We start from the raw sequence: 15,719 nt of genomic DNA on the forward strand, positions 1-15,719 counted from the left end.
TCAAGATATTAACGAAGCAGCGAGCGCACTGAATCCCATAGATCCAAAACAAGTTCTGACGAGCTTTATAGAACCCAAAGCCCGACCCGTGGTATTTATGTTTTCGGGGCAGGGAGCGCAGTATGTTAATATGGGTCGAGAACTTTACCAGACCGAACCGACATTTCGCGATCGGGTAGATACTTGCGCGGAACTCCTCAAGCCTCACCTGGGATTAGACCTGCGCGATGTGCTGTTCCCAAGGGAAGAACTCACCGCAGTTGCTACAGAGCAAATCAGACGGACAGCGATCGCACAACCAGCGCTCTTTGTCATTGAGTACGCCCTAGCACAATTGTGGATGGAATGGGGAGTGCGCCCTCAGGCAGCGATCGGTCATAGCATCGGTGAATACGTTGCTGCATGTTTGGCGGGTGTTTTCTCCTTGGAAGATGCCCTAGCGTTAGTTGCTGCACGGGGACATTTGATGCAACAACTGCCCGCAGGGGCAATGCTTTCGGTTCCCCTGCCAGAAAAGAAGGTGCAAACTCTCTTGGGCAAGGAACTTTCCTTAGCTGCAGTCAACGGACCCAGCTTTTGCGTGGTTGCAGGTACCTTCGAGGCTGTAGAGGCATTAGAGAAGCAGTTAGCAGAACAAGGAGTAGAGTGCCGTCGCCTGCATACCTCCCATGCCTTCCATTCAAAAATGATGGATCCCATACTTGAGTCCTTCACTGAACGGGTCAAAAAAGTCAGCTTAACACCCCCACAAATTCCATATATATCCAACGTCACGGGGACTTGGATTACTGCCGCAGAAGCAACAAATCCAGAGTATTGGGCAAAGCATTTACGCTCTACAGTACGCTTTGCCGAAGGTGTCCAACAGTTATTACATGAATCAGAGCAGATTCTGCTGGAGGTCGGTCCCGGACGCACATTAAGTACCTTAGTCAGACAGCATCCAAATAAGGCAGTTCAGCAAGTCGTGTTGACTTCCTTACGCCATCCCCAAGATCGCCAATCGGATGTTGCTTTCGTGCTGAGTACATTAGGAAAGCTTTGGCTTGCAGGCGTACAGGTGGATTGGTCGGGATTTTATGCCAGCGAGCAGCGTCATCGCCTCCCCTTGCCAACGTATCCTTTTGAGCGTCAGCGTTACTGGATTGAACCCCGAAAACAAGCAGATGTTGTCAAGACCGATGTCGAAATGTTGTCTTCAACATCCATACCAGATAAAAAGCCAATTGCTGATTGGTTTTACATTCCTTCCTGGAAACGCTCTCCGCTTAGCACCCGTAAACTAGATGAGAGACCAGTTCAGTCCAATACACTCGTGTTTATTGATGAGTGTGGCTTGGGTTCTCAACTTGTGAAAAAACTCGAACTTGAGGGACAAAATGTCATTACGGTAAAGGTAGGGTCGGAATTTATCAAGCTGAGGGACGATGTATATACCTTAAACCCCAGAGAAGAAAATAACTACAATGCCCTGCTTAATGAACTACGCACCCAAGGAAAAACGCCACAAACAATTGTTCATTTATGGAATGTCACGTCGGAGGGTGAAGCAGAATCAGGGCCCGAATCGATTGACAAATCTCAAGATTTAGGATTTTACAGTCTGCTGTTTCTAGCACAAGCTCTCGGGCAACAGACTGTCAGTGAGAAGCTACGAATTGCTGTTGTTTCCAACAATATGCAGGAAGTTACGGGCGTTGAGGCGCTGTGTCCGGAGAAAGCAACTCTACTTGGACCGGTTAAGGTGATAGCGCAAGAATACCCAAATATAAGCTGTTGCAGTATTGATATTGCGAGCGCTCCACAAAGAAGTTGGCAAGAGGAAAAACTGATAGACCAGTTGCTGCACGAGCTACAAACTCAATTCAGTGACCGGGTTATTGCTTATCGCGGTTCTCACCGTTGGGTACAAACCTTTGAGCCAGTTCAGTTAGATAAGCCTAACGAAGCGACACCAGGGTTCAGGAAAGGAGGAGTCTATCTGATTACGGGTGGACTTGGGGGCATTGGACTTGTGCTGGCGGAATATTTGGCGACAACCGCACAGGCCAAACTCATCCTTATCGGGCGATCGGCTTTACCCCCCACAGAGGAGTGGGAACAATGGCTTGATAGTCATGAGGCTGAGGATAGCGTGAGTTTAAAGATTCGGAAAGTTCGGAAACTGGAAGAACTGGGTGCTGAAGTTTTGGCGATCGCCGCAGATGTCAGTAATCTTCAACAAATGCAAGAAGCTATTGCAAAGGCAAAGGCGCGATTTGGTCAGATTCATGGAGTGCTCCATGCCGCAGGAGTTCCAGGCGGTGGCGCAATTATAGGCAAAACTCGAGATAGTGTAGAGAAAATCCTAGCACCCAAAGTGAAAGGCACTTTAGTTCTCGATTCAATCTTTAAAGATACTCCTTTAGATTTTTTTGTTCTCACATCATCAATTACTTCAATCATCGGAGGATTTGGTCAGGTAGACTATACTAGTGCAAATGCCTTTCTTGACGCCTTTACTCACTACAAGAATTCCCAAGGTGACAATTTTACCGTATGTACTAATTGGGATACATGGCAAGAAGTAGGTATGGCAGTCAACGTCTCGCTACCCGACGTACTCCAGAAATTGCGTAATGAAATGCTGAAGCTAGCGATATTGCCCGCTGAAGGTGTAGATGCCTTTAGCCGCATTTTAGGAACTCAATTGTCCCAAGTTGTGATATGTCCCCGAGATTTGCACCTTCGGGAAGCCTGGGAAAACACTCCAAAAGATTTCTTGGAACCTTCAGAGAATACAATCTCATCAAGACCATCACATCCAAGACCCGAACTCAGTAATGCTTACGTTGCTCCTCGCAATGAACTCGAGCAAACCATTGCCAACATCTGGCAACAATTACTTGGAATTGAGCAAGTAGGCGTTTACGATAACTTCTTTGAATTAGGGGGGCATTCCTTGCTAGCGACTCAACTCATTTCTAGGATGCGTGAAACTTTCCAAGTTGAGTTACCCTTAAACAGCTTGTTTGAGGAGTCTAGTGTAGCAGGACTGGCAGAGCGCATTGATAAGATTCGTTCGATAGTACAACAAATACATGCTCTTCCCAACGATACAGCAGACAACAGAGAGGAGATAGAGTTATGAAAACTATCGAGGAATTTTTGTCTTACTTATGCAGTTTGGATATAAAACTGTGGGTTGATGGCGAACGCTTGCGGTGTAGCGCCCCCGAAGGAACATTGTCCCCATCCCTGCGCCTTCAGTTACAAGAGCGCAAAGCAGAAATCCTCGCGTTTCTGCAAAAGGCGAACCAGACCTCAAGTGCCCCTCTCCCTCCGATTTCCTCCGTTTCACGAGCAGGAAAGCTGCCTCTGTCCTTTGCCCAACAACGTTTGTGGTTCTTACAGCAGTTAGAAGTTAATAGTGGCTTTTACAACATTGCGGCGGCTGTGCGTTTTGAAGGTCGTCTCCACAACATCGCTGCCCTTGAAAGCAGTCTCAATTACATCATCAACCGCCATGAAGTTCTACGTACCAACTTTATAGGAGTAGATGGGCAACCGATACAGGCGATCGCCAACAGCAAGACTGTAGAATTAGCAGTCATAGACTTACAACAGCTACATCCCACTGAGCGAGAAAGCACTTGCCAACAGTTGAGAATCGAAGAAGTCGCGCAACCGTTTGACCTTGTAAATAACACGTTGTTGCGGGCGAGTTTGTTCAAGCTGACAGAGACAGAACATATCTTGCTACTGGTGATGCACCATATCGTATCAGATTGGTGGTCAATGAGCGTACTGGTACGCGAGCTAGCAGCAGTTTACCACGCTAAGTGCAACGATCTACCACTCGCGCTGCCAGAATTGCCGATTCAGTATGCCGATTTTGCTCATTGGCAGCAGCAATGGTTGCAGGAGGAGGTACTAACAAAGCAGCTAGTATACTGGAAAGAACAACTGGCAGGTGTTCCCGCTTTGTTGGAACTGCCTACAGACCGACCGCGACCTGCCATTCAAACTTACAGAGGGGCAATTGAAAAATTCTCACTCTCAAAAGAACTGAGCGAGACGCTGGCTGCTTTGAGTCAGAAACAAGGAGCGACGCTGTTCATGACGCTCTTGGCGGCGTTTCAATCATTGCTGTATCGCTATAGTGGGCAGACCGACATTTGTGTAGGTACGCCGATTGCCAACCGCAATCGTAACGAAATCGAGGGGTTAATTGGGTTATTTGCCAACACTTTAGTGCTGCGGAGTAATTTATCTGGTAACCCCAGTTTTAGCGATTTACTGTCGCAAGTACGAGAAGTTGCCCTTGGTGCTTATGCCCATCAGGACTTGCCCTTTGAGCAGTTGGTCGAGCAATTGCAGCCAGAGCGTTCTTTAAGCCACACGCCACTGTTCCAAGTGATGTTTACTCTGCAAGCGGCGCTATCAGAGTTGCAATTTCCTGGCTTAAAAGGAAGCCTATTACCAGCTGAAAGCTCCACAGCCAAGTTTGATTTGACTCTAGTTCTGGAGAACACAAGCGCTGGATTGATGGGGGTTGTTGAATACAACACCGACTTGTTTGATGCCACTACCATTGCGCGGATGGTAGAGCACTATCAAACTCTACTCGAGGCAGTAGTTGCTAATCCCCATCAGAAACTATCGGAACTCCCACTGCTTGGCGATCGCGAACAACACCAGATGCTAGTGGAGTGGAACGATACTCAAGCAAACTACCCCAAACAATTGTGTTTGCACTCTTTGTTTGAGCAACAAGTTCAGAAAACACCCGATGCTGTGGCAGTGGTGTTTGAAGATAAACAACTCACCTACACTCAGTTAAACGCCAAAGCCAATCAACTCGCACATCACCTACTCCAGTTGGGTGTCGGACCGGAAGTGCTGGTTGCCATTTGTGTCGAACGCTCAATCGAGATGTTAGTGGGACTGGTGGCAATTCTCAAAGCCGGTGGGGCCTATGTCCCCCTCGACCCCATTTACCCACCAGAGCGATTGGCGTACATCCTGGAAGACTCTCGTGCTTCAATCGTACTGACTCAACAGGCGGTAGCAGAGCTTCTGCCAGAGATGCACGGGAGCGTTGTTTACTTAGACACATTTTGGCCGAACTCTCAAAGTTCATCCAACCCCAACACTCATGTTTGCGCCGATAATTTAGCGTATGCCATTTACACGAGTGGTTCTACCGGACGACCTAAAGGAGTGCAAATTCCCCACAGGGCGGTAGTGAACTTTTTAAACTCAATGTCGGCTCAACCGGGGATAGTATCAGAAGATGTACTGGTAGCAGTGACAACCATTACCTTTGATATTGCGGCGTTGGAGTTGTTCTTACCATTAAGCAAAGGCGCACGGGTTGTGCTTACCTGCGATTTGATTGCCGATGGCGGTCGCAGCACTGCGGCTCTGGGAACATCCAGCGCTACAATTATGCAAGGCACTCCAGCCACTTGGCGAGCCCTCATGCAAGCAGGCTTCCTTGGCAATCCCCAATTGAAAATCCTTTGTGGTGGTGAAGCTCTCGATCGCGAACTCGCAGCACAATTGCTTGAGCGTGCCGATAGCTTGTGGAATATGTACGGTCCAACGGAGACCACCATTTGGTCAGCCGTTTCTCAGGTGCAGCCCGATTTTGGCGCGGTGTCCATCGGCAGAGCGATCGCCAACACCCAATTCTACATCCTGGATGCCAATTTACAACCAGTCCCGGTGGGTGTGGCTGGGGAATTGCACATTGGTGGTGATGGCTTGGCGCGGGGCTATCTCAGCCGCCCTGAGTTGACAGCTGAAAAGTTCATTCCCAACCCCTTTAGCAACCAGCCCGGTGAAAGGCTCTACAAAACTGGGGACTTAGTTCGCTACAAAAGCAATGGTACCATTGAATACATCGGACGCATTGACCATCAGGTGAAAGTGCGCGGTTTCCGCATTGAATTGGGTGAAATTGAAGCACTTCTAAGCCAGTACCCAACTGTACAACAAGCTGTTGTCATTGCCAAAGAGATTGGGGGCGACAAGCGCTTGGTTGGCTACCTAGTACCCCAGACTCAGACAACACCAGTCGTGAGTGAGTTGCGCTCCTTCCTCAAACAGCAACTACCCGAGTACATGGTGCCGTCTTATTTTGTGGTGCTCGATGCCTTTCCACTCACACCCAATGGCAAAGTTGACCGTAAAGCACTACCAGACCCCTCTGGACAATCTCAAGTATCGCAGGACTTCGTTGCTCCCAGAACACCCATTGAAGAAATGCTAGCCAGCATTTGGGCTTCCCTGCTGCAACTCGATCGCGTGGGTATTCATGACAACTTTTTTACCTTGGGAGGACATTCCTTACTGGCAACGCAACTGATGTCACGGGTGCAAAGTACTTTTGCAGTGGAGTTACCATTGCGTAGCTTGTTTGAGTTACCGACTGTCGCTACCCTAGCTGAGTCCATTGCCACTGCCCAGCAAAGCGAACCATCTCAACAAACTCTCCCTATCGTGAGAGTGCCACGGCAGATGGAAATGCCAGTGTCATTCGCCCAACAGCGCTTGTGGTTTCTACAGCAGTTTGAACCAGAAAGCGGCTTTTATAATATTCCAGTAGCTGTACGTTTTCAAGGTCAACTCAATATAATAGCACTGGAGCAGAGCCTCAATTACATCATCAGCCGCCACGAAGCCTTGCGAACCAACTTTGTTCGGGTAGATGGGCAACCCATGCAGGTTATTGCTAGCAGTATGCCGCTCTCACTGAGAGTAGTAGACTTGCAGCAGATGGATGCCACCGATGGCGAAATCACTTGTCAGCAATTGATAGCAGTAGACGCAGTGCGTCCGTTTGACTTAGCAACCGATTTGTTAGTGCGGGCTAGTTTGTTCCAGTTTCAACCCACAGAACACGTCCTGCTACTGGTGATGCACCACATAGTTTCGGATGCGTGGTCAATGGGCGTGCTGGTGCGTGAGTTAGCAACAGTCTACCAAGCTATTTGCAACGAGCTACCTATTGCATTGCCCGAGCTACCGATTCAGTATGCCGACTTTACCCTGTGGCAGCAGCAGTGGTTGCAGGGAGAGGTACTGGCAAAGCAGTTAGAATACTGGCAGCAACAACTTGCGGGTGCTCCATCGCTGTTGGAATTACCAACCGACCGATCGCGACCTGCAATTCAAACTTACACTGGAGCAACTGAAAGATTCTTACTCTCTCAACAACTGAGTGAGAAGCTAGTTGTCTTGAGCCAGAAGCAAGAGGTGACGCTGTTTATGACCCTCTTAGCAGCGTTTCAAACATTGCTTTACCGCTACAGCGGACAGACTGACATCTGCGTGGGTACGCCGATTGCCAACCGCAATCGCAAAGAAACCGAGGAGTTAATCGGTTTATTTGTCAACACCCTAGTGCTGCGTAGCAATTTATCTGGTAACCCCAGTTTTAGCGATTTACTATCACGAGTGCGGGAAGTTGCCCTTGGTGCTTACGCCCATCAAGACTTACCCTTTGAACAGTTAGTCGAGCAATTGCAGCCAGAGCGTTCTTTAAGCTATACACCACTATTTCAAGTGATGTTTGTGCTGCAAAATGCGCCGATGCCTGAGTTGGAACTGGCTGATTTAACCTTGGCGAGCTTGGCAATTGAAAGCTCCACAGCTAAGTTTGATTTAACTCTGTTTCTGGAGAATACAAATGCCGGATTGATGGGGGCGATCGAATACAACACTGATTTGTTTGATGCTAGTACCATTGCGCGGATGGTAGAGCACTATCAGACTTTACTAGAAGCAGTCGTTGCCAATGCGGACCAAAAGCTATCAGAACTACCACTGCTAGGAGCGAGGCAACTGCACCAGTATTTGGTGGAATGGAACAAAACCGAAGCGGTTTACCCCCAAAATGTGTGTCTGCACGCTTTGTTTGAGCAGCAAGTTGAGAGAACACCGAATGCGGAGGCACTGGTATATGAAGAGCAACGGCTCACCTACAGCGAACTGAACGCAAAAGCCAATCAATTGGCACACTATTTACTCTCATTGGGCGTGGGACCGGAAGTGTTTGTGGGGGTGTGTGTCGAGCGCTCAGTAGACATGGTGGTAGGATTGCTGGGCATACTCAAGGCAGGTGGGGCTTACGTGCCTCTAGACCCAGCATACCCGAGTGGACGCTTGAGTTACATGCTGTCGGATTCGCAGGTGTCGGTGCTACTGACACAAGCGCAATTGCTCGCGAAGTTACCCGCACACCAAGCCCGTGTGGTAGCTTTGGATACCGACTGGTCGGAGATTGCCCAATACAGCCCGGACAATTGTGCCACCTCAGTCACACCAGACAACTTAGCATACGTCATCTACACTTCTGGCTCTACAGGTAACCCCAAGGGAGTGGCCATCTGCCACCACAGCCCGGTCACCTTGGTACAATGGGCGCAAGAAGTGTTTACGCCACAGCAGTGTGCGGGGGTTCTGGCTTCTACCTCAATTTGCTTTGACCTTTCGGTGTTCGAGTTGTTTGTGCCCCTGAGTTGCGGTGGCAAGATTGTGTTAGCCCAAAATGCTTTGCATCTACCCAATTTAGCTGCATCTGATGAGGTGACCTTAATCAACACCGTACCGAGTGCGATCGCCGAACTACAGAGAATGAACGGCATACCAGCCACTGTACAAACGGTGAACTTGGCGGGTGAGGCGCTGCAAAATCAACTCGTGCAGAAGATTTACGAGCAGCAAACCATCCAACAGGTATTCAATCTCTACGGACCATCGGAAGACACCACTTACTCGACATTTGCCTTGGTAGAAAAAGGCGCAACTGGGACACCCAGCATTGGCAGAGCGATCGCCAACACGCAAGTGTATATACTTGATGCCCAGATGCAACCAGTACCAATCGGTGTGGCGGGAGAGTTGTACATTGCGGGTGAAGGTTTAGCACGGGGCTACCTCAACCGTCCGGAATTGACGGCAGAAAAATTTGTTCCCAACCCCTTTGCTGCGGATAAATCGAGTCAACGGCTTTACAGAACGGGAGATTTAGTTCGCTACCGAGCCGATGGCAACATCGAATACATCGGGCGCATCGACCATCAGGTGAAAGTGCGCGGCTTCCGCATCGAGTTGGGAGAAATTGAGGCGGTACTGAGCCAACATCCAAACGTGCGACAAGTTGTGGTCATCGCCACACAAGAGATGGTAGGGGCGACGCGGTTGGTGGCATACTTGGTGGCAAATCAGCAACCCGCACCCACAATCAGCGAGTTGCGAGCGTTCCTCAAACAAAAGTTGCCAGAATACATGGTACCAAGTGCGTTTGTAGTACTTGATGCCCTACCACTTACACCCAATGGTAAATTAGACCGCAAAGCACTACCCAAACCATCTTGGCAACCCGAACTCTCGAACCGCTTTGTTGCGCCGAGAACACCAATCGAAGAAACACTGGCAAACATTTGGGCAACGGTGTTGGGTCTTGAGTCAGTGGGAATCCATGACAACTTCTTTGAACTCGGTGGTGATTCGATTCTCAGTCTGCAAATCATTGCCAAAGCCAGTAGTGCAGGGGTGCAACTGAGTGCCAAGCAGATGTTTGAGTATCAAACGATTGCTGAGTTGGCAGCAGTCGCCGACACAACTGAGGCAATTACGGCACAACAAGGTGTGGTGAGCGGCACATTGCCACTGACACCGATTCAGCAGTGGTTCTTCCTTGAGAATTTTGCCGTATCGGCATACTGGAACCAAGCAGTACTGCTAGAAATGCCACAGGGTATACAGCCACATCTTTTAGAGCAAGTGGTGCGGGAGTTGTTAGTGCATCATGATGCCTTGCGCTTGCGTTTTGAGAAAACCGATTCTGGTTGGCAACAAATCAATGCAGGAGTTGAGGCTGCTGTACCGTTTACAGTTGTGGATTTATCTGCACTTTCACAAGCGCAACAACAAGCAGCGATTGAAGCAAAAGCCGCCGAACTCCAAGGGAGTTTAAATTTAGCAAGCGGACCACTGCTGCAAGTGGCGTGGTTCAATCTCGGCGAGGAGTTAAACTCAAGAGTGTTGGTGGTCGTTCACCACTTGGCAGTGGATGGGGTGTCATGGCGGATTTTATTAGAAGATTTGCAACTCGCCTACAGGCAACTAAGTGCGGGTAGGGCGATACAACTGCCTGCCAAAACCACATCCTTCAAAGATTGGGCGCAATTGCAGTGGGAGTACGTGCGATCGCAAAACCTGCAACGCCAGTGCGATTTTTGGCTGGTGCAATCACACCAACCAGTGGCAAACATGCCAGTTGACTCTCCAGGCGGTGCAAACACCGAAGCATCCGCACGTACAGTGTCGATGTCGCTGTCAGTTGAAGAAACCCGTGCATTACTCCAAGAAGTGCCACAAGCTTACAACACCCAAATCAACGATGTGTTGCTTGCTGCCTTGGTGCAGGTGTTAGCTCATTGGATGCAATCCACCCACGTGCTGTTCGACCTCGAAGGACACGGACGCGAAGAGATTTTGGAAAATATTAATATCTCGCGCACGGTGGGATGGTTTACCACCATCTTTCCAGTGGTATTGCATCACACCTGTGACCATCCAGGGGAGACTTTAAAGTCAATCAAAGAACAACTTCGTCGCATCCCGAATCAAGGGATAAGCTATGGCTGGTTGCGCTATCTCCTTGATGACCAAGAAACTATCGCCCAACTCTCTGCCCAAAGACCAGCCGAAATCGTCTTCAACCATTTGGGTCAATTTGACTCGGTGCTACAGACAAGTGAGATTTTCCAACTTGCCAACGAATCAACTGGTCCGAGCCGCAGTCCCCTGAATCACCGCACTCATCTGCTTGAGGTCAATAGCATTATCTTTGACTCTCAGTTGCGCGTGGATTGGACCTACAGTCAGAACTTACACCACTCCAGCACCATCGAGCGGATCGCACACGAGTTTTTGCAAGCCTTGCGCGGGCTGATAAATCATTGCTTGGCTCCTGAGGCTGGCGGTTATACTCCTACTGATTTTCCACTCGTACAACTAAATAACATTGAACTTGACAAATTGTTGAGCAATGTTTTGTATACACAAGGGATAACCAAAAATAAGAAACCGATTGCCGATCTCTATCCATTATCCTCAGTGCAGCAGGGGATGCTGTTCCATACCCTTTATACACCTTCTTCAGGGGTGTATTGCCAGCAATTTAGCTGTACTTTTATAGGAGGTCTGGATGTAGGGGCATTCATTGCCGCATGGCAGCAAGTCGTAGAACGACACGTAGTTTTGCGAACTGCTTTCACATGGGAGCACTCCGAGCAGCCGCTACAGGTGGTATTCCGGCAAGTGAAACTACCACTAGAGATTTATTCTTGGACTGGGCTAACGAGCGAACAACAGCAGCAACAATTGGTGAGTTTCATAGAACAAGATCGAAAACTTGGTTTTCAACTGTCTAAAGCACCACTGATGCGTCTGACCCTGATTCAAATGTCTGATGATGTCTACCAGTTTATCTGGAGTTATCATCACATCTTGCTAGATGGGTGGTCGCTGCCGTTGGTATTTAAGGAAGTGCTGGGCTATTATCAAGCATTGTCGGTGGGGCAAGAGTTACAACTGCCATCAAGTCGTTCTTACCGCAAGTACATTGCCTGGTTACAAAAGCAAAACTTGGAAGTTGCCGAACAATTTTGGCGGCAAACACTTCACGGCATAACAGCACCAACGCCACTCGTCGTCGATACACACTACGTATCCGAGCCACAAAGCTACAGCGAGGAAATTCTGACACTATCAAGTGAAACAACTTCCGCGCTGGTGTCGTTCGCACGACAGCATCAACTGACGTTGAACACCTTAGTACAAGCAGCTTGGGCTTTACTGCTCTCACGATACAGTGGAGAAACTGATGTGGTGTTCGGCGTAATTGTCTCGGGTCGTTCCCCAGCTATCAAAGGTGTGGAGTCGATAGTTGGACTATTTATCAATACCCTACCAATGCGGGTGGAAGTCTCTCATGAGGACACAATTCTACCAAAGCTCAAGCAGATACAAAAGCTACAGGTGGAAATGAGTGCTTACGAGTACACCCCACTGCTACAGATTCAGGGCTGGAGTGATGTGCCGAAAGGGCTGCCGTTGTTTGAAAGCATTGTGGTATTTGAGAATTATCCGGTAGATGCGGCTTTAGAGGAGCACTCACAAAACTTACAGATCGGTGATGTTCGTACCTTTGAAAGGACTAACTATCCACTCACTCTTATCGCTCAGCCCGGAGTGGAATTGTCGTTGCGCTTCATCTACGATTCTCAGCGCTTTGAGAGTGAGAGTGTCACAAGAATGATGGGGCATTTCCAAACTCTGCTACAGGGTCTAGTCGCCAATCCCAACCAAAAGCTATCAGAACTACCACTGTTAGGAGCGAGGGAACTGCACCAGTATTTGGTGGAATGGAACAAAACCGAAGCGGTTTACCCCCAAAATGTGTGTCTGCACGCTTTGTTTGAGCAGCAAGTTGAGAGAACACCGAATGCGGAGGCACTGGTATATGAAGAGCAACGGCTCACCTACAGCGAACTGAACGCAAAAGCCAATCAATTGGCACACTATTTACTCTCATTGGGCGTGGGACCGGAAGTGTTTGTGGGGGTGTGTGTCGAGCGCTCAGTAGACATGGTGGTAGGATTGCTGGGCATACTCAAGGCAGGTGGGGCTTACGTGCCTCTAGACCCAGCATACCCGAGTGGACGCTTGAGTTACATGCTGTCGGATTCGCAGGTGTCGGTGCTACTGACACAAGCGCAATTGCTCGCGAAGTTACCCGCACACCAAGCCCGTGTGGTAGCTTTGGATACCGACTGGTCGGAGATTGCCCAATACAGCCCGGACAATTGTGCCACCTCAGTCACACCAGACAACTTAGCATACGTCATCTACACTTCTGGCTCTACAGGTAACCCCAAGGGAGTGGCCATCTGCCACCACAGCCCGGTCACCTTGGTACAATGGGCGCAAGAAGTGTTTACGCCACAGCAGTGTGCGGGGGTTCTGGCTTCTACCTCAATTTGCTTTGACCTTTCGGTGTTCGAGTTGTTTGTGCCCCTGAGTTGCGGTGGCAAGATTGTGTTAGCCCAAAATGCTTTGCATCTACCCAATTTAGCTGCATCTGATGAGGTGACCTTAATCAACACCGTACCGAGTGCGATCGCGGAATTACATCGCATCAATGGCATACCAGCCACTGTGCAAACGGTGAACTTGGCGGGTGAGGCGCTGCAAAATCAACTCGTGCAGAAGATTTATCAGCTTGATAACATCCAACAGGTATTCAATCTCTACGGGCCCTCGGAAGACACCACTTACTCGACATTTGCCTTGGTGGAAAAAGGCGCAACTGAGGAACCCTCAATTGGGCGACCAATTGCCAATACACAAGTGTATATACTGGATGCTCAGATGCAACCAGTACCAATCGGTGTGGCGGGCGAGTTGTATCTCTCTGGAGAGGGTTTAGCAAGAGGCTACCTCAACCGTCCGGAGTTGACAGCAGAAAAATTTGTGTCCAATCCATTTGCCACGGACAAATCGAATCAACGCCTTTACAAAACTGGAGACCTCGCTCGATATTTACCAGATGGTAACATTGGGTACATTGGTAGGATAGACCATCAGGTGAAAGTGCGCGGCTTCCGCATCGAGTTGGGAGAAATTGAGGCGGTACTGAGCCAACACCCAAATGTGCGACAAGTTGTGGTCATCGCCACACAAGAGATGGTAGGGGCGACGCGGTTGGTGGCATACCTGGTGGCAAATCAGCAACCCGCACCCACAATCAGCGAGTTGCGAGCGTTCCTCAAACAAAAGTTGCCAGAATACATGGTACCAAGTGCTTTCATGGTGCTCGATGCCCTACCACTCACGCCCAATGGCAAATTAGACCGCAAAGCACTACCCAAACCATCTTGGCAAGCGGAACTCTCGCACCGCTTTGTTGCGCCGAGAACACCAATCGAAGAAACACTGGCAAACATTTGGGCATCGGTGTTGGCTGTGGAGTCGGTGGGAATCCATGACAACTTCTTTGAACTCGGTGGCGATTCGATTCTCAGTCTGCAAATCATTGCCAAAGCCAGTAATGCTGGGGTGCAACTGAGTGCCAAGCAGATGTTTGAGTATCAAACAATTGCTGAGTTGGCAGCAGTCGCCGACACAACAGGGGCAATTACGGCACAACAAGGTGTGGTGAGCGGGGTACTACCACTGACACCGATTCAGCAGTGGTTCTTCGAGAAGAATTTTGCCGTATCGGCACACTGGAACCAAGCAGTACTGCTGGAAATGCCACAGGGGATACAGCCACACCTTTTAGAGCCAGTGGTGCGGGAGTTGTTAGTGCATCATGATGCCTTGCGCTTGCGTTTTGAGAAAACCGATTCTGGTTGGCAACAAATCAATGCCCTTGTGGATGAGACGGTGCCATTTACGATGGTAGATTTATCCGCACTCCCACAAGCTCAACAAGTCGCTGCAATCGAAGCAAAAGCCGCCGAACTCCAAGCGAGTTTAGATTTAGCAAGCGGACCACTCGTGCAAGTGGCATGGTTCAATCTCGGCGAGGAGTTAAACTCAAGAGTGTTGGTGGTCGTTCACCACTTGGCAGTGGATGGGGTGTCGTGGCGGATTTTGTTGGAAGATTTGCAAGTTGCCTACGGGCAACTGAGTACTGGTAGGGCGATACAACTGCCTGCCAAAACCACATCGTTTAAAGATTGGGCACAATTGCAGTGGGAGTACGTACAATCGCAAAACCTGCAACGCCAGTACGATTTTTGGCTGGTGCAATCGCACCAGCCAGTAGCAAACATCCCAGTTGACTATCTAGGCGGTGCAAACACCGAAGCATCCGCACGTACAGTGTCGATGTCGCTGTCAGTTGAAGAAACCCGTGCATTACTCCAAGAAGTGCCACAAGCTTACAACACCCAAATCAACGACGTGTTACTCACAGCCTTGGTGCAGGTGTTAGCTCATTGGACGCAATCCACCCACGTGCTGTTCAACTTGGAAGGACACGGACGCGAAGAGATTTTGGAAAATATTAATATCTCGCGCACGGTGGGATGGTTTACTACTATCTTTCCGGTAGTATTACATCATACTACAGACGTTTCTGGAGAGGCGTTAAAGTCTGTTAAAGAGCAACTGCGTCGCATTCCGCAACAAGGGATAAGCTATGGCTGGTTGCGCTATCTCCTTGATGACAAAGAAACTATCGCCCAACTCTCTGCCCAAAGACCAGCCGAAATCGTCTTCAACCATTTGGGTCAATTTGACTCGGTGCTACAGACAAGTGAGATTTTCCAACTTGCCAACGAATCAACTGGTCCGAGCCGCAGTCCCCTGAATCACCGCACTCATCTGCTTGAGGTCAATAGCATTATCTTTGACTCTCAGTTGCGCGTGGATTGGACCTACAGTCAGAACTTACACCACTCCAGCACCATCGAGCGGATCGCACACGAGTTTTTGCAAGCCTTGCGCGGGTTGATAAATCATTGCTTGGCTCCTGAGGCTGGCGGTTATACTCCTACTGATTTTCCCGCAGCAGGCTTAAGCCAAACAGACCTTGACGACTTATTTGCACAACTGGAGGAGATAGAAAGCTAAAAAAATAACTAGGCACACCAAACGACCAAGTTCTGGCAGAACATATGAAACGCTGCATTACGCAGGCACGGGCAGATAAT

Annotated in this window: 2 protein-coding genes (1 of these 2 cut by a window edge); both read left to right on the top strand. The window is 49.2% G+C overall.

Going from position 1 to position 15,719, the window contains the following annotated elements:
• Positions 1 to 3,130, top strand: partial view of a type I polyketide synthase gene (locus tag HC643_RS02095; protein WP_038071988.1) — the 3' portion only. 1,511 nt of this gene lie to the left of the window's left edge; the window shows 3,130 of its 4,641 coding nt (coding positions 1,512-4,641); its start codon lies beyond the left edge, outside the window; it ends in the stop codon at positions 3,128 to 3,130.
• Complete coding sequence (locus HC643_RS02100; protein WP_167844606.1) at positions 3,127 to 15,639, top strand: non-ribosomal peptide synthase/polyketide synthase; 12,513 nt, start codon at positions 3,127 to 3,129, stop codon at positions 15,637 to 15,639. The genes HC643_RS02095 and HC643_RS02100 overlap by 4 nt, the downstream gene beginning before the upstream one ends.
• Positions 15,640 to 15,719: the final 80 nt, after the last annotated feature.

The organism is Tolypothrix bouteillei VB521301, from assembly GCF_000760695.4.
Classification (GTDB): domain Bacteria; phylum Cyanobacteriota; class Cyanobacteriia; order Cyanobacteriales; family Nostocaceae; genus Scytonema; species Scytonema bouteillei_A.

Excerpts from the sequence above, each read along its gene's own strand:
- HC643_RS02100 (WP_167844606.1), top strand. The coding sequence starts at position 3,127 with ATGAAAACTATCGAGGAATTTTTGTCTTACTTATGCAGTTTGGATATA.